The sequence below is a fragment of the Pelosinus sp. sgz500959 genome, assembly GCF_042610375.1.
Taxonomy (GTDB): Bacteria; Bacillota; Negativicutes; order DSM-13327; family DSM-13327; genus CTSoil-075.
In genome coordinates this window covers 217831-234718 of record NZ_JBGJZL010000002.1, presented here as the reverse complement: position 1 = coordinate 234718, position 16888 = coordinate 217831, and the positions used below count along the sequence as shown (strand labels likewise).

Annotated in this window: 17 protein-coding genes and 1 riboswitch; all 17 genes read right to left on the bottom strand. The window is 35.9% G+C overall.

Annotated features, from left to right (window positions below; genetic code table 11):
- Positions 1–23: 23 nt before the first annotated feature.
- Positions 24–749, bottom strand: a complete 726-nt coding sequence (locus tag ACAN52_RS03805; RefSeq protein ID WP_378952473.1) for a helix-turn-helix domain-containing protein — start codon at positions 747–749, stop codon at positions 24–26.
- Entirely contained in the window at positions 737–1798 is a 1062-nt protein-coding gene (gene mnmH, locus ACAN52_RS03800; protein ID WP_378952470.1) for a tRNA 2-selenouridine(34) synthase MnmH, read from the bottom strand. The genes ACAN52_RS03805 and mnmH overlap by 13 nt, the downstream gene beginning before the upstream one ends.
- A 333-nt stretch (positions 1799–2131) precedes the next feature.
- Positions 2132–2362 (bottom strand): YlzJ-like family protein, encoded by a 231-nt coding sequence (locus ACAN52_RS03795; RefSeq protein ID WP_378952467.1) that lies wholly within the window; start codon positions 2360–2362, stop codon positions 2132–2134.
- Positions 2359–3141, bottom strand: coding sequence for a ClpP family protease (locus ACAN52_RS03790; RefSeq protein ID WP_378952464.1), 783 nt, complete (start codon positions 3139–3141; stop codon positions 2359–2361). Before ACAN52_RS03790 ends, ACAN52_RS03795 begins: the two co-directional genes overlap by 4 nt.
- Before the next feature lie 142 nt (positions 3142–3283).
- Positions 3284–4948, bottom strand: a complete 1665-nt coding sequence (locus tag ACAN52_RS03785) for a ribonuclease J (protein WP_378952461.1) — start codon at positions 4946–4948, stop codon at positions 3284–3286.
- Positions 4949–5179: 231 nt separating this feature from the next.
- The gene (dapA, locus tag ACAN52_RS03780) at positions 5180–6061 is read right to left on the bottom strand and encodes a 4-hydroxy-tetrahydrodipicolinate synthase (protein ID WP_378952458.1); all 882 of its coding nucleotides are present in this window, start codon (positions 6059–6061) and stop codon (positions 5180–5182) included.
- A gap of 17 nt (positions 6062–6078) precedes the next feature.
- Positions 6079–7299, bottom strand: a complete 1221-nt coding sequence (dapG, locus tag ACAN52_RS03775) for an aspartate kinase (RefSeq protein ID WP_378952455.1) — start codon at positions 7297–7299, stop codon at positions 6079–6081.
- A 10-nt stretch (positions 7300–7309) separates the two neighbouring features.
- Positions 7310–8341 (bottom strand): aspartate-semialdehyde dehydrogenase, encoded by a 1032-nt coding sequence (locus tag ACAN52_RS03770; RefSeq protein ID WP_378952452.1) that lies wholly within the window; start codon positions 8339–8341, stop codon positions 7310–7312.
- Between the two features lie 44 nt (positions 8342–8385).
- On the bottom strand, positions 8386–9180 hold the full coding sequence (gene dapB, locus ACAN52_RS03765; RefSeq protein WP_378952449.1) for a 4-hydroxy-tetrahydrodipicolinate reductase: 795 nt from the start codon (positions 9178–9180) through the stop codon (positions 8386–8388).
- A 162-nt stretch (positions 9181–9342) separates the two neighbouring features.
- A riboswitch (Lysine riboswitch) is annotated at positions 9343–9518 on the bottom strand.
- Positions 9519–9601: 83 nt separating this feature from the next.
- The gene (locus ACAN52_RS03760) at positions 9602–10246 is read right to left on the bottom strand and encodes a hypothetical protein (protein ID WP_378952446.1); all 645 of its coding nucleotides are present in this window, start codon (positions 10244–10246) and stop codon (positions 9602–9604) included.
- A gap of 78 nt (positions 10247–10324) precedes the next feature.
- On the bottom strand, positions 10325–10603 hold the full coding sequence (locus ACAN52_RS03755; protein WP_378952443.1) for a YlmC/YmxH family sporulation protein: 279 nt from the start codon (positions 10601–10603) through the stop codon (positions 10325–10327).
- A 21-nt stretch (positions 10604–10624) separates the two neighbouring features.
- Positions 10625–10954 carry a hypothetical protein gene (locus ACAN52_RS03750; RefSeq protein WP_378952440.1) on the bottom strand — a complete coding sequence of 110 codons (330 nt, stop codon included), beginning with the start codon at positions 10952–10954 and terminating at the stop codon, positions 10625–10627.
- 127 nt (positions 10955–11081) lie between these two features.
- Positions 11082–11534, bottom strand: a complete 453-nt coding sequence (dut, locus tag ACAN52_RS03745) for a dUTP diphosphatase (protein ID WP_378952437.1) — start codon at positions 11532–11534, stop codon at positions 11082–11084.
- Positions 11515–12768: a M16 family metallopeptidase gene (locus tag ACAN52_RS03740; protein ID WP_378952434.1), complete on the bottom strand. Its 1254-nt coding sequence runs from the start codon at positions 12766–12768 to the stop codon at positions 11515–11517. The genes dut and ACAN52_RS03740 overlap by 20 nt, the downstream gene beginning before the upstream one ends.
- A 193-nt stretch (positions 12769–12961) precedes the next feature.
- Positions 12962–13837, bottom strand: a complete 876-nt coding sequence (locus tag ACAN52_RS03735; protein ID WP_378952431.1) for an N-acetylmuramoyl-L-alanine amidase — start codon at positions 13835–13837, stop codon at positions 12962–12964.
- A gap of 93 nt (positions 13838–13930) precedes the next feature.
- The gene (locus ACAN52_RS03730; RefSeq protein ID WP_378952428.1) at positions 13931–14647 is read right to left on the bottom strand and encodes a polysaccharide deacetylase family protein; all 717 of its coding nucleotides are present in this window, start codon (positions 14645–14647) and stop codon (positions 13931–13933) included.
- A 101-nt stretch (positions 14648–14748) separates the two neighbouring features.
- On the bottom strand, positions 14749–16848 hold the full coding sequence (gene pnp, locus ACAN52_RS03725; RefSeq protein ID WP_378952425.1) for a polyribonucleotide nucleotidyltransferase: 2100 nt from the start codon (positions 16846–16848) through the stop codon (positions 14749–14751).
- Between the last annotated feature and the right edge of the window lie 40 nt (positions 16849–16888).

Here is a 16888-nt window from a genome sequence, read left to right as displayed (position 1 = left end):
TTATAAATTGCATGCAATTTATTCTATTTCGGCAAAAATGTTTTGTTGACAACTTCACCTTTTCCCCCCAATTTTCCAATGGATTGTCCATTAGCAACAACCTCAACTCCGCCTGCATTACCAACTGTAATGATAATATTTTTTTGAGCTTCCCAAGTCATAGTATCATTGCTCTTGGGAATACCTTCATAAATAGTTTTACCATCAGCAGTAACAGAAGTCCAACATTGCTCTGTATATTTTACAATGAGAACAACTGGCTTTGTTTGGACAGGGGTTGCTTGTATTGGCTGAGTTTCATTAGGGACGACTACAGACTGCTGTACTTGGGGACTCGCTTGAGGTTCTTTTGCTGATTTTGAGTTACCAAATAACCACCATGCCGACCCAACTAAACATACAACCACTACACTCATCATGATCCATTTGGCAGAGGAGTTATTATTATCTTTTTGTGGTTGTTCGACTGGTGTATCAACCCTCTCTGGAACAATTTTTTCATCAATTACAGAAGGAGGAAGTTGAGATTGGCGATAAAAATTGACCACTTCTTGACCATCAAGGCCTAGATAGTTAGCATAATTACGAATAAAACCTTTTAAGTAGACTTCACCTGGTATTACAGTATAATTATCTTCTTCAATTGCACTTATATATAATGCTCTTATACTAATCGCAGCCTCGATTTCCTTGACTGATATCCCCTTTTTCTCCCGTTCACTACGCAACAATTCACCTACAGTTTGCATGAAGTTTCCTCCTTTAGTTGTTCTAAATAAGTAATGATTTGTAATGAAGTTTCCTTTACGTCATTACAGTTTACAGTTAAACTATATTTATTTTCATCTAATTTATCATATCCGTATAGTGGATCATAATAATCTACAAGTAAGCTACGCACTACATTGCGGAATTCCCCTTTAGCAAAGTCAGATAATAAACGATCCGTTTTTTTCGCACCCAATTTTTTTCTTAAAGCTTTTATACTCTGCATGATTTCATCGGAATTTTTTTCATTTAAATTCATATATTCATCAATCAAACGTGAAATTCTTATTTCAACGTCAGCATTGACTAAAATTTTTATACCTGCTTCCATTGCCTGATGTAAACAGTCAGGCAAATATACATTACCTATTCGTTTACTTTCACATTCAACAACGATATATGGAGATGCCGCAAAACGATCTAAGGCTGCTAATATCGTTGCATCAAAAATTTGGGCTGTTGCAGCTTGCCCCAGACCAATTTTTCCAAAGACTGAACCACGATGATTTGCTAACTTCTCTAAGTCAATAACTGGTATATCTTTTGCGGTCAATAATTGTAGCAAAGCAGTTTTTCCCACACCAGTCGAGCCACACAAAACAATAATTTTAGGGATAACCCTAAAATTAAGCAAACGATCCAAAACATAACGTCGATATGCTTTATATCCATCAGAAAGTTGGAAAACTTGTATACCCATCAGAGTAAGGATCGTGACGATTGCTTTAGAACGCATACCACCACGCCAACAATAAACAACAATAGGACGACCTGTTTTATAAAGAATGTTGACTTGATTAACAATATCAGGCAACTTACGAGAAGCAACGGCTAATCCCAATTCTTTAGCTTTTTCTATACTCACTTGTTTGTATAGAGTACCGATCTCACTTCTTTCTTCATTAGAAAATATCGGAATATTGATTGCACTTGGTATATGTCCAATGGAAAATTCTGCTGGTGAGCGCACATCAATATAAAGTGTCTGGGGTAAATTTAAAGTTTCTTCAATCATAATCGTTTTATGCAATTTTTATTCACCAATAGTAGCTATTTTCTCCTACTAATATTCCTTCAAATGTATCATATTATGGTACCTCTATAAGCTTATCATTTACTAGCAAAATATACCATAGTATTTTAATTTTTTTTACAAAAAATTGATAATATAATCGATAAATTTATATTTTGACACTTTGAAACTTTATTCGAGATAGGATTATAAAATCCTGTAATTAAAATGTAAAAATAATATCAATTTTAAATATAGAGTCGAATCGGTAATTTCTTATCTCTAAAAACAGCTAAATACCACAATATCCTGTACTCATCTTTTTTAGAGATAAGAAATACTAAAAATAGCTTACGATAACTTCTTCAGTATAGGTTCATAGGCTAGCATGGTACCTGGTTGCAACTCACTCCGTAAATAATCACTAGGATCCGTCGTCAAGAGTTTAATAATCCGACATTGGGCAGAGCCTACCTTCTCAACGACACACTTCATACCATTGTATTCAGCCTCTTCATAAACAGGTTGAACAGTCAAATCAGATAAGACGAGGTCTGGGTCGACAATACTCCATAGAATCATTGTCTCAACCCCTTACTTTCTTTATTCGCTTTAATCAATTCATTTAATTTATTTTGTGCTTGGGATAAACCTCCTATTTCATTAATTAATCCATACTGTACAGCATCTCTACCTACAACGGATGTACCAATATCACGAGAGAGCTCACCCATTTTAAATAATAATTCTTTCCATTTTTCTTCAGAAATAGTAGAATGATCAGCAACAAATTTATTAACTCGATCTTGCATCTTTTCTAAATAATCAAAGGAACTTTGAGCACCAATCACAAGTCCTGTCAGTCTGATCGGATGAATGGTCATGGTCGCACTTTCAACAATAAAGGAATACGTAGCAGATACAGCAATCGGTACTCCAATACTATGTCCCCCACCAAGTACGATTGAAACAGATGGTTTTGACATACTAGCAATCATTTCGGCAATAGCAAGGCCCGCTTCTACATCACCACCAACAGTATTCAAAAGTAATAATAAGCCTTCAATATCAGGATTTTGCTCGATTGCTACTAATTGAGGCATGATATGTTCATATTTAGTTGTCTTATTTTGAGGTGGTAATACCATGTGCCCTTCGACTTGCCCAATAATTGTCATCACATGAATATTACTTTTAGCTGTAGCTACTTCAGTACTACCCAATTCTTGAATCGTATCTAAAGCATCAACCTTTTTAGCCGTTACTATTTTTTTAGAATGATCTGTTTCACTTGGTGGTATTTTAGGATTTTCAGGATTTGTTCCAGGTGGTTCAACAACAGGATTCGTATTAAATAGCATAATATTACCTCCAGTACATTAATCTCTCATTATAGTATTAACCATGTATAAAATTTCATACCGTATTAATAAAGAAAACTTGATTTATGCTTAGTCTATAGACTAAAACAGAAACCAAGTTTTGCAGAATCTATTCGCAAATTTATACTTCCATGATAATTGGTAAAATCATAGGGCGACGACGTGTCTTCTCATATAAATATTTACCTAACGTATCACGTACACTAGACTTTATAGTGGCCCACTCAGTAATATTGTTTACTTCACATTTTTCTAAAGTTTGTCTGACTTTAATTTTAGCTTCGTCCATTAATTGTTCAGATTCACGAACATAGACAAAACCTCGAGACACAATATCTGGACCAGCTAATACGCAACCATGCTGCTTATCCATCGTCATGACAACGATTAATATACCCTCTTGTGACAGTTGTCGACGATCGCGCAAAACAATATTACCAACATCGCCAACACCTAAACCATCCACCAGTACAATACCTGCTGTTACTTTTCCAGAAATAGCACCTTTCTCTGGAGTAAATTCCAACATATGTCCATTTTCAGCAATAAAAATATTTTCTTTAGGCATTCCTAATCCTTGAGCAAGTTTTGAATGTTTTACCAAATGGCGGAATTCACCATGTACAGGAATAAAAAATTTAGGGCGAATTAAATTATGCATCAGTTTCAATTCTTCTTGACTCGCATGCCCTGATACATGAACACCAGATGCTTTTTCATAAATGACTTCTGCACCTTGACGAAGTAAATAATCAATCGTCCGTGATACTAATTTTTCATTTCCTGGGATTGGTGTAGCCGAAATAATAATGGTATCACTTGGAATAATGTCAACTTTGCGATGATCGGACATAGCCATTCGAGTCAGCGCAGACATAGGCTCACCTTGGCTACCAGTGGTTACAATAACAATACCTGACGACGGATAATTTTTGATTTCATCAATATCAATTAATACACCTTCAGGTATCATCAGATAACCAAGTTCCGATGCAATATTCACCACATTAATCATACTGCGACCCAAAAATGCGACTTTACGTTTATATTTGTAGGCAGTATCAATTGCCTGCTGTACACGATGTATATTTGAAGAAAAACTTGCAATAATAATCCGGCCAGTAGCTGTACTAAAGGTTTCATCAAATGTGACACCAACGGATTTTTCACTCATTGTATAACCAACATGCTCAGCATTTGTACTATCAGCCAACATGACAAGCACACCCTGATCACCTAGTTCAGCAAACTTATGGAAATCTGTCACTTTACCATCGACAGGAGTTTGATCAAATTTAAAGTCACCAGTATGTACAATAGTGCCAATTGGTGTTTTAACAGAGATGGCCACTGAATCAGCAATACTGTGACTAACATTAATAAATCCTACAGAAAAAATACCGATTTGAACTTCATCACCAGCTTGTACAGGTATTAAATTGGTTGCTGGTACATTATTTTCTTTTAGTTTTCCTTCTAGAATACCAAGTGTCAATCGTGTACCATAGACGGGTACATTTAGTTGTTTTAATACATAAGGTAATGCACCAATATGATCTTCATGACCATGTGTCAGCACAATCGCTCTTACAAAATCCCTATTTTCAATTAAATACGATATGTCTGGAATGACTAAATCAATGCCGAGCATATCGTCTTCCGGAAACATAAGACCACAATCAATAACAATAATATCGTCACCAAAACGAATGACGGTCATATTTTTACCAATCTCCCCCATTCCGCCTAAGGGGATAATTTGAATTTTTTGTTGCATTTTTGCCAAAAAAAATTACACCTCCATATTTTTTTACTAAAATAAGAAAAATAAACTATCATTGTTAGTGCCGTTCGTTAGAAAATGAGCTAAAAACCGGCCGTTCATTTACTTGTTCTAATTATAACTTATATTAAAGTCAATTTGCAACAGATGAAGGTGTATTTGTTGATATTATATGTAAATTCCATCATTCAATATAAAACCCCATCTTATATTAATAAGATGGGGTTTTAAAGATTAAATGATATTCATTTTATGCATCATATTTTTCACTTGTTCTAATTCACCTTCAGTAGGTGGTATTAATGGTAATCTAAAGGGACCAGCGCTCAGACCGAGAAGATTAACAGCTGTTTTCACAGGTATAGGGTTTGTTGTGATAAACATGGTTTTAAAGAAAGGTATGAGTTCTGCTTGTATGGCTTGTGCTTTGGCAATCTCATTATTGTTAAAAGCTGCAATCATTTCTTGCATACGACTACCAACAATATGGGCCGCTACGCTAATTACACCAACTCCACCAACAGCTAAGGTCGGCAACGTAAGACTATCATCACCACTGTATACTAAAAAATCCTTAGGTGTGCTACGAATAATTTCAGATACCTGTTCAAGATTTCCACTCGCTTCTTTAATCGCAACAATATTTTTAATTTCTGCTAAACGTGCAACAGTTACAGGTAGGATATTAGAAGCGGTACGTCCAGGTACATTATACAGAATTAAAGGTAAATCTGTTTTTTCTGCAATGGCTTTAAAGTGTTGATAAAACCCTTCTTGTGGTGGTTTATTATAATAGGGACCGACGAGCATGGCACCATGTACACCCAATTTCTCTGCTGCTTGTGTCATTTCAATTGAAACACGCGTATCATTAGAACCAGTTCCAGCGATAACAATAGCTTCATCCCCTACAGCATCAAGTACTGTAGAATATAAATTGAGCTTTTCTTCATTAGTTAGTGTCGCTGCTTCACCTGTACTACCAGTCACCACTAATCCATTTGAACCATTCGCTACTAAATATTTAGCCAGATTTGCTGCCGCTTTATAATTAACACTCAGGTCATCATGAAAGGGGGTTACCATAGCTGTTAGAATCCGTCCAAAATTCTTCATGCCATTTCTCTCCTTACTTAACAAGATAAATTAAACTTTTCATGTAATGCTGTAACAGCTGATTGTACAAAAGATTTCTCAATTAAAACTGAAATTGATGTATGTGAATCGACCGTCTGCAGTATTGGAATATTGTTAATTGCTAAGGCTTCTATGAAATTCGCCATTACACCAGGTACACCATTAATTCCTCCACCTACGACAGAAACTTTGGCACAGCCAAGAGTTGTTTGTACATCACAACCAAATTCATGAAGTTTCATTGTTGCTTTTTCAGCAAATTCTTCTGCGACAGTAAACATGATTTGACCAGGATGGACGTTAATTAAATCTACACTAATCCCATTATCAGACATTGATTTGAAAATATTAAAACTAGCAGCATTATTACTTGAATCGTGTAATGTAATTTTGATTTGTGCAATATTATTGATCGAAGTAACCCCCGTGGCAATGCGATCATTTACGGCTGTTTCTTCACTTGTTTCAGGGGTTATATTCGTTATTAATGTCCCCGGTGCATTTGAAAATGTTGATTTTACAACCAATGGAATATTTTTCTGCATAGCAATTTCAACGGCTCGCGGATGAATGACTTTTGCACCTTGATGAGCCAGTTGACAAACTTCGCCATAACTAATACAATCTAAAATTTTCGCATTTGTGACCATGCGTGGGTCAGCCGTCATAATGCCATCTACATCTGTATATATTTCAACGATATCAGCATTAAGAGCTGCTCCTAGTGCTGCTGCCGTAGTATCACTACCACCACGTCCTAATGTAGTAAATTCATGATCAACGCTAATACCTTGAAAGCCGCAAACTACAGGAATTTTACCTGATTTTTGCAAACTAAGTATTCGAGTCGGATCAACTTTTAAAATGCGTGCATTATTAAAATTATTATCAGTTATAATACCAGCCTGCCCACCGGTGAGCATAATCGCATCAAGTCCAGCAGCTTGCAGTGTGCCAGTCATAACGACTGCAGAAATCATTTCCCCACAATACAAAATTTGATCAAGTTCACGACTGTTAATATCTTTATAAGTTCCTCGTGCCAGATCCATAAAAGTATCTGTAGCGTAACATTCACCTCGGCGCCCCATCGCTGAGACCACAACAACAGGACTCAAACCATTGTCACATGCAATTTGTATTTTTTGTACAACCAATTCACGAGCTTCAGGGGTTGCAACTGAGGTACCACCAAATTTCTGTACAATTATCCCCATTATTCACACCTCAAAGTACGTTATGTTCAATCATATACTCCGCAATTTGCAAAGCATTTAAAGCCGCGCCTTTACGAATTTGATCTCCAACAACCCATAAATTTAAACCATGTGCTACTGTTTCATCTTTGCGAATGCGACCGACAAAGACTTCATTTTGATTCGAAGTAAAGAGTGGCATTGGGTAGATTTGTTCTTGTGGATTATCCTGTACAATGACTCCTGGGAAAGCAGCCAAGAGTTTTTTCGCCTCTTCAACGGAAACTTCTTCATCAAATTCAATATTAATGGATTCTGAGTGACTACGATATACAGGTATTCTGATCGTTGTTGCTGTAATACCCATATTATAATCATTAAATATTTTATGTGTCTCATGAACCATTTTCATTTCTTCTTTAGTGTAACCATCTTCTAAAAATGCATCAATTTGAGGAATTACATTAAAAGCAATTTGATAATGTTTCGGCAAACCAGCACTTGGTAAAATCGTTGCTTCAACTGGTTTATTCTCTACAATAGCTGCGACTTGATTGTCAAGTTCATCAATCGCTTCTTTACCTGCGCCTGATACGGCTTGATATGTTGAAACGACAATTCGTTTAATTTTTGCTTGATTATATAATGGTTTAAGAGCCATTGCCATAATAATTGTGGAACAATTTGGATTTGCAATAATTCCTTTATGTTTTTGGATATCTTCTGGATTTACCTCTGGGACAATTAGAGGTACTTCAGGATCCATTCTAAAGGCACTGGAATTATCAATAACGACGGCTCCATGCTTTACGGCAGCTGACGCAAATTTTGTACTGGCAGATCCACCTGCAAATAGAGCAATATCAATATCCTTAAAAGAATCATCTGTAGCTTCTTCTACTGTATAGTCTTTCCCCATAAACGTAATAATTTTACCCGCAGAACGACTTGATGCAAGTAATTTTAGATTATCAAAAGGGAAATTACGTTCTTCAATTAAATTTAAAAATTCTTGCCCAACAGCACCAGTAGCTCCAAGTATTGCTACATTATATTTTTTCATATTAATTCCTCTCCTTGATACTATTTTTTAGTGTAAAATTAAACTTATTTCAAAATTTCTTCAAGCCCATATACTAATCCATTTGCTGTCAATACATGTTTGCATGCAAGTACAACACCTGGCATAAAAGATTCTCGAGATATAGAATCATGGCGAATTGTTAATGTTTGGCCTAGTCCACCGAAGATGACTTCTTGATGAGCGACATAACCTGGTAAACGAACACTATGCATCCGAATCCCAGAAAAATCTCCCCCTCGTGCACCAGCAATTTTTTCTACTTCATCAGGATGACCTTGTTTCATAACACCACGACTTTTAGTAATAAGCTCAGCCGTATATAATGCTGTACCAGATGGAGCATCAAGTTTTTGATCATGATGCAATTCAATAATCTCAACATGAGGAAAGAATTTAGCTGCATCTTGTGATAATTTCATCATTAGAATAGCACCAATTGAAAAGTTTGGCGCAATAAGAGCATTGACTTTAGTTTTTAAACAGGACTCACGGATTTCTGTGAGGTCGGCTTCAGATAAACCTGTAGTACCAACAACAGGACAAACACCATTTTTGAGTGCAATACGAAGATTACTCATGACAACTTCTGGTCGTGTAAAATCAACCATAACTTGTGGTTTTGTCTCATTAATCACTGTTTGTAAATCATCACCGACAATGATTCCAGTCTTTCCTGCGCCGATTAAATCACCAATATCAACAAAATCTGATTTAACATCAACAGCTCCGACAATACTTAATTGTGCATCATTATGTATGGCTTTGAGTACTTCTCTTCCCATCTTTCCATAAGCTCCACACACGATTACTCTAATCATTGTACACCCCCTAATATTAATAATCTATTCAATGTAAGTGGCGAATGTCACTCATTGGGCAAAAATAATAGCCGATGAGCATAAATCTCATCGGCTGTCTACGACTAGTTAGACAGATCTAAGGAAATGATAAAATAACATAAAATTATTTCACCATGTCTTAGATGAGATAGCACTCCACTAAAAATATTTTTAGTGACAGTCTTGCACCTGTTTGATGAAAGACCAACATAAGGGATTTGGTATCGATTATGTTTCGGCAGTCAACCCTTTTCTTTCAGATCATTGATACCATTCTCCCTGAAAGTACTCTTGTTGCCTGCACCTCTATTTCATCCTGCGCAGGATGAAGACTATTAAATTACATACATTGTATAATAGTGGTTAAAGAAGTGTCAACACTTTTAATGAAATTTTAAATTTACTTACTATGACTTTTAACTTCTTTGGCACCGTTTTGCCTTAATATTTGTGCTACTGAATTGACTTTTGCTACATCAGTGCGAATAATCGCAAGGATACTCCCCTGAACAACTTCTTGCTCATAGTGATGACTTTCATCGGCAGGAATACCCCAATCAATGAGTCCGCCAGTTATACCACCTGCAATGGCTCCGCTGATTGCTCCTGCGATAGGGCCAGCAGCTATAATAGGACCGATACCAGGAATAGCCAAAGCTCCTGCACCTAAAAGCAACCCGCCAATTCCACCAAGTGTACTCCCTGTTAATGTTCCATCAAAAATATCATCATCGGAATCATTACCAGAATCATCATCATTCTCTTGTTTTTTAGAAATAATATTAATTTCTTCAGTGGTAAAACCTTGTTGACGCAAGGCGTTTACAGCATTTTCAGCGTTAGAGCGGGAACCAAATACCCCAATAATAGTTTGGTTAGATTTTTGTGTATTAGTTGTATTAGTTGTATTAACTACATTATTTGCACTAGTTGTATTCACTGTATTCATCTGCGTTGCTGATGCTTGAGTAGTATTGGAACTTGCTGCAGTATAACTGTTCACTAATGAGTTTGTGCTACTTTGTTTTGACTCTTGATTATTCATATTTAAACCTCCCTAACATTAAAATGCATATCATGCAATTTAATGTTAGGTTATCCATAATCATTGGGAATATGTATTTTATTGTTTCATACGATGTAATTTAGTATAACCTTCATAATCATTATTCAAATCCACAATAATGATTTCATCACCAATTCGTTTTATCCCTTGCCATGGAATGGTCATTGATCGATTTTCACCAAAAAAATTCATTAAACTATTTTGATTAGGTAATAAGATAGAGTGTATACGTCCTGATACATGATCAAAAGTAAGTTCACATTCATCAATCGTTCCTAAGCGAGATCCATCACTTAAATTGATAACCTCTTTTCCAGATAAACGACTTAACCGCATTTTTATCACCTCATCATCTTTTTATATGGGAAAATTTTTTTTGATTCCATGATAAAGGGTTAGAAAAACAGGTTGGATTATCGCGAGACCAATTGCTGAAAAAGCCAATGGATCAATGGAGAACTCAAAAAGAATAATCGTTTCAGGAACATTTAATTTTAGAAAAGAAACTAGCATAAGTAAGGATAAATAAATCCCACCCGATATAGATATTAATTCTTGAATAGCCAAGGATAATGGCGAAGCTTTTAAATTATTCTCATCAATCGTCTTGCGGAAGTATCTTATGCGTTGCCAAACAGATAATGCCAAAACTAGAATCACCAACAAAAGCACTAACCAGGCAAACATAATATCCCTCCACATTTCTCTATCTGTTTCATCGAAACTGAGGGACTAAGATTTAGGTGGAGTTAAAACTCCACCTAAATTAAGTCTTCTTTATTCATATGATACTCAGAGTGAAATATGCTAATTTTTACTCACCAGTACTTCCAAATCCACCTGTTCGTGTTGCAAATAAGTGTTCTTTATCCGTTTCATCCACTAAATATTGGTAAAAAATCCCTTGTGCAATCCGCGTACCTTTGGTAATAACAATATTATGTGGATTATGATTATAAATAGCAATCATAATATGTCCTTCATTATCACTATTATTATAGTAATCTGCATCAATAATTCCTTGCCCATTAATCAAGCTAAGGTTATTTTTGATTGATAATCCTGAACGAATATGTATCCCTAAATATTCATTATCTAACATATATGCTTTTATGCCCGTTGAAATTAATGTGGTAGTGCCTGGTAATAAAGTCACATCCTCAATCGCAGCCATATCGTAGCCTGCACTATATTTTGTCTTTCGTACTGGCAGTGGAAAATCTGAATTTTTATACTTGGAAATGCGTTCAAAACCTCTTAAGCTCATTTGTTACCTCCTCAGTGACAGGTCCTAATGCAGTAAAGCACGTTGTTGCTGGATTAAATAATTGCTGAGTTATTTTCTGCAAATCTTCTAATGAAACTTTATCAATTTTCCTAACGACTTCATCAAGGGTTATATAGTTGCCAATTGTAGTTTCCATTTTTCCAATTCTGGACATACGACTACTCGAACTTTCAAGTCCTAATAATAAACTACCTTTTAATTGCTCCTTAGTTTTTAGAAGTTCCTTAGCTGTAATTCCATTGGTTTTTAAATCTTCAATGTTTTGCCAAATCAGTTCAGTAACCTCCACAGTATTACTTGGCCTTGTTCCAGCATAAATAGTAAATAACCCACCATCACTATAATTACTTTGATAAGAATAGATTGAATAAGCCAATCCTTTTTCTTCACGAATGGATTGGAATAATCGAGAACTAATGCCGCCACCTAGAATATTATTTAAAATATGAAGAGTGTAAATATCAGGTGATGATCGAGATACACTTTGTGTGCTAAAGCAAAGATGCACTTGTTCAATGGCTTTTGTTTGAATTGTATAAGCTGGTATTAATGTAGGTGCAATAAGTATTTCTTGCTTTTTATGACCTGTCATTTTCCCAAAATAACGTTCTGATAAATCTTCAAGCCTTTCATGAGTTAAATTACCAGCAGCTGCAATTACAATATTATCCGGAGTATAAAAGTCTTGATAATATTCCTGTATTAACTTCTGGTCAAAATTTTCAATGGAAGATAAAGTGCCTAAAATATTGCGCCCGAGATCATGATCTGCCCATATTTTATTCAGATGGATATCATGGACTAACTCATCGGGTGTATCTTCATACATGTGAACTTCTTCTAGAACAACTTCCCGTTCTCGCTGAATATCCTCAGCATCAAATTTTGAAGAGAGTAACATATCACTCAGTACATCAAGAGCAAGTTCTAGATGAGTATCGAGAACTTTAATATAATAACAAGTATATTCTTTACCAGTGAAGGCATTTAGTTGTCCACCGACTTCATCAACTGTTTCAGCAATATCTTTTGCCGAACGATTCATCGTTCCTTTAAAGACCATATGTTCAATAAAATGAGAAATACCATGATTATGTTGCCCTTCAGACCGTGAACCAGTTCCCACCCAAATTCCAAGGGTTACTGATTTTACATAAGGGATAACTTCAGAAACCACTCTAACCCCGTTTGCCAATGTCGATTTACGATACATATAAAACTCCTTTTAATTAAACATTTTAAATGAATGACATAACCTATATTCTCATCTTTGGCAGATTAACAATCTAGCTATTAAATTCTTTCATCCAACTTATATAGATACGTTCTGTTGATATAACAAAAATCCCTGCTTGTCTTATTATATTCCCTATAATAAGACAAGCAGGTTATTATTCAAACCTTATTTAGTTAAAATATTTTACGATCCCATTCATAATTCCCTGTGCAATTTTATTGCGATATGAATCTTGATTGAGTAGAGCTGCTTCAGCTGCATTAGAAATAAAGCCCATCTCAACTAAAATGCTCGGCATAGCAGCATTACGTAATACATAAAAAGTCGCAGCTGAAGTTCCCTTATCGACTGCGCCAGTTTCATTAATCAATTGATTTTGTACTGCCAAAGCCAGATCTGATGATTTTCCACTTGGATAGAAAGTCATTCCTCCGATAATACTCGTGTCAGGATTTTCATTCGTATGAACACTGATAAATAAATCAGCATGATTATTTTCAGCTAAGTTGACTCTCGCAGCCAGTTCTTCACCTAAAGAACTTCCCTCAGCTGCAACAGTGCGATCAGTCTCACGAGTCATGATGACTTTAGCCCCTGCTTGTACTAATTTATCCCTTAATTTTAAGCCAACGGCTAAATTGTTATCAGACTCTCTTGTGTTATTAGCAACTGCCCCAGGATTACTGCCTCCATGTCCTGGATCAACTACGATTACTTTTCCTTTTAAAGTACCATTGGTAGTCGAAGGTGCAGTTGGTGTCGGCGATGGCTTTGTTACAACTGGTTGAGTTGTGGTCGGATTAGTTGTTGACTTTCCATTAAAGACATTTAAGATAGGACCCAATAGTTTATCAAATACGAAACTAAATAATTTCTCTAATGGACCAGAACTTTTCGCTGCAGTACTTTGATCAGAGAGTGTTGATGCCCCTAATGTTGTTAATACGTTATCAAGTGGTGCAGCTTGAGTCGTTGAAACTGGAATGATTATGCTAAATGTAATTAAAAATAGCATAATATAAGATAATAATTTATGTTTATACACGTCATACCTCCGTAAAGTTTTAGTTATGTAAACATGATAGCATAAATACTATATTTTTTCAACAAAAAAACAGGCATTTGTATGCCTGTTTTTTTATAAAAGTATATCAGATACTGTCGTTATCGTATATCCTTTACTTTTTAATTGCTTAATTAACTCTGGAAGTGCCTTCGCAGTTGATTCTGTCGGGTGTATCAGAATGATTGCACCATTATTTATTTTTTTCATTACTCGATCAATAATAATATCACTTGGAGGACGTTGCCAATCAATCGTATCAATTGTCCACATAATAGTCTTATATCCAAGTTCTGTTGCAGCAGCTAAAACAATATCGTTATATTCACCATAAGGCGGTGCATATAGAGTAGTTTTAAACTGAGTGAGTTCTGTGACTAATTGTTCCGCGCGAAGTATTTGTTCTTTATTTTTATCTTTACTTAAGGTATTAGGATGGGGATGACTATACGTATGATTACCTAATTCATGGCCACGATTACCTAATTCAACAACTAAATCAGGAAAACGCTTAGCCCAACTACCACCAATAAAAAAAGTGATCTTGGTGTTGTTCTCATCTAAAGTGGTTAACATCTTGGGCAAAAATTCTTCACCCCAAAAGACATTACAAGCAAAAGCGATTTTAGGCGCTGCTAAATTACCGTGAAAAATGGGTTGTGGTTTATCAGTTAGCTGAGTATTACTAAAAATAGGTTGCAATACTCCTGATAACATAGCAACAATTAAAAAGATTCCCGCTGTAAAAAAAATATACCATTGTCGGATTCTGGTAACAAATATTTTTTTCAAAATCTTCACCTCTAAGTCATGCACTTTTAATTAGTGTATGACTTAGGGGTGGCATTTATGAAAAAAACATAAACCAAACGGTTTATGTTTTAATTAATATACTAATTTTGTTCTTTTTTTGCAGCCTCAGCAGCCAATAATTCTTTACGAGAAAGATTCACTCGGCCTTGACGATCAATCTCAGTGACTTTAACCAAGATTTCATCACCAACTTTTACTACATCTTCTACTTTCTCTACACGTTCAAGAGCTAACTGAGAAATATGAACAAGACCTTCTTTGCCAGGTAAAATTTCAACAAAAGCACCAAAGTTCATTAAACGGGTTACTTTACCTGTATACGTAGTGCCGAGCTCTACATCACGAACCAAGCTTTCAATAATTTTGACTGCTTTTTGACCAGCTTCCATATCAACAGCAGCAATAAATACCTTGCCATCATCTTCGATATCGATTTTAACGCCTGTTTCCTCAATGATTTTTTTAATCATTTTGCCACCAGGTCCAATGACATCGCGAATTTTATCTGGATGAATGACCATTGTAATAATACGAGGAGCAAATGCCGATAATTCAGATCTTGGTGTACTAATGACTTCAATGATTTTACCCATGATATGCATCCGACCACGATTAGCTTGAGCCAGAGCATCTGTTAAAATTTCTTTCGTGATACCAGCAATTTTAATATCCATTTGGATCGCTGTAATACCATTACTTGTACCAGCTACTTTAAAGTCCATATCGCCTAAAGCATCTTCCATCCCCTGGATATCAGTCAGTATAGAGTAATAATCTCCATCTTTAACAAGACCCATCGCTACACCTGATACTGGACGCTTAATTGGCACGCCAGCATCTAGCAATGACAATGTACTACCACATACACTAGCCATTGAACTCGATCCATTTGATTCTAGAATTTCAGATACTAAACGAATGGTATAAGGAAACTCTACTTCAGTTGGAATCACTGGTACCAGCGCACGTTCAGCCAAAGCACCATGACCAATTTCTCTACGTCCTGGACCACGGGACGGTCTAGTTTCACCCACACTAAAGGATGGGAAATTATAATGATGCATATAACGTTTTGATTCTTCAACCCCTAGACCATCAAGTATTTGCTCATCACCCATAGCGCCAAGAGTCGTGATTGTTAATGCTTGGGTTTGTCCACGGGTAAATAGTGCAGAACCATGTGTACGGGCTAATAAACCAATTTCACAATTAATTGGTCGCACTTCTTCTAAACCACGACCATCTGGACGTATTTTGTCAACTGTGATCATTTTACGAACGATTTCTTTGATTACTTTTTGCATCATATTTTGTACATCTTTACCATTATTAGGATAGATATCAGCAAAATATTCTGCAACTTGTTTTTTCACTTGTTTAATATTGCCTTCTCGTGCTAATTTATCAGGATTTGTCACCGCTGTTGTCAAATCTGCAGTCGCATAGCTACGCACCGCTTCATTAATATCTGCAGGTATTTCATATAATTTAATGTCACGTTTAGGCTTACCAATTTCTGCAACCATTGTTTCTTGCAAGGCAATTACCTTACGAATTTCATCATGACCAAAGAGAATCGCTTGTAAAATCGTATCTTCTGATAACTCATTAGCAGCTGCTTCCACCATCAATACAGCATCATTTGTACCAGCAACAACCAAATTAAGTTCACTTAGGTTTTGCTCAGCTACAGTTGGATTGATCATAAATTGACCATTAATCATACCAACGCGTACGCCGCCAATTGGTCCATTAAAAGGAATATCTGAAATCGACAGTGCACATGACGCACCAATCATCGCTGGAATTTCTGGAGGATTATCTTGATCTACTGATAATACGGTAGCAACGACCTGCACATCATTACGAAAACCACTTGCAAATAATGGACGAATTGGTCGATCAATTAAGCGACTTGCAAGAATGGAAGATTCGCTAGGACGCCCTTCGCGTTTGATAAAACCACCAGGAATTTTACCCACGGAATAGAGTTTTTCCTCATAATCAACAGTTAATGGGAAAAAGTCCATTCCATCTCTTGGCTCAGCTGAAGCCGTAGCAGTAACAAGAACTGCAGTATCACCATATCGAACCAATACGGATCCTCCAGCTTGTTTAGCCATTTTACCAGTTTCTATAATGAGTGTTCTATTGCCTAATTCCATTTGAAATGTCTGCATATTTATTTTTCCTCCTAAATGTATCCCTACCTATTGTCAA

Excerpts from the sequence above, each read along its gene's own strand:
- ACAN52_RS03760 (WP_378952446.1), bottom strand. The coding sequence starts at position 10,246 with ATGAATAATCAAGAGTCAAAACAAAGTAGCACAAACTCATTAGTGAAC.
- dapA (WP_378952458.1), bottom strand. The coding sequence starts at position 6,061 with ATGAAGAATTTTGGACGGATTCTAACAGCTATGGTAACCCCCTTTCAT.
- ACAN52_RS03790 (WP_378952464.1), bottom strand. The coding sequence starts at position 3,141 with ATGCTATTTAATACGAATCCTGTTGTTGAACCACCTGGAACAAATCCT.
- pnp (WP_378952425.1), bottom strand. The coding sequence starts at position 16,848 with ATGCAGACATTTCAAATGGAATTAGGCAATAGAACACTCATTATAGAA.
- dapG (WP_378952455.1), bottom strand. The coding sequence starts at position 7,299 with ATGGGGATAATTGTACAGAAATTTGGTGGTACCTCAGTTGCAACCCCT.
- ACAN52_RS03750 (WP_378952440.1), bottom strand. The coding sequence starts at position 10,954 with ATGTTTGCCTGGTTAGTGCTTTTGTTGGTGATTCTAGTTTTGGCATTA.
- dapB (WP_378952449.1), bottom strand. The coding sequence starts at position 9,180 with ATGATTAGAGTAATCGTGTGTGGAGCTTATGGAAAGATGGGAAGAGAA.
- ACAN52_RS03740 (WP_378952434.1), bottom strand. The coding sequence starts at position 12,768 with ATGTATCGTAAATCGACATTGGCAAACGGGGTTAGAGTGGTTTCTGAA.
- ACAN52_RS03770 (WP_378952452.1), bottom strand. The coding sequence starts at position 8,341 with ATGAAAAAATATAATGTAGCAATACTTGGAGCTACTGGTGCTGTTGGG.
- ACAN52_RS03805 (WP_378952473.1), bottom strand. The coding sequence starts at position 749 with ATGCAAACTGTAGGTGAATTGTTGCGTAGTGAACGGGAGAAAAAGGGG.
- ACAN52_RS03755 (WP_378952443.1), bottom strand. The coding sequence starts at position 10,603 with ATGCGGTTAAGTCGTTTATCTGGAAAAGAGGTTATCAATTTAAGTGAT.
- dut (WP_378952437.1), bottom strand. The coding sequence starts at position 11,534 with ATGAGCTTAAGAGGTTTTGAACGCATTTCCAAGTATAAAAATTCAGAT.
- ACAN52_RS03795 (WP_378952467.1), bottom strand. The coding sequence starts at position 2,362 with ATGATTCTATGGAGTATTGTCGACCCAGACCTCGTCTTATCTGATTTG.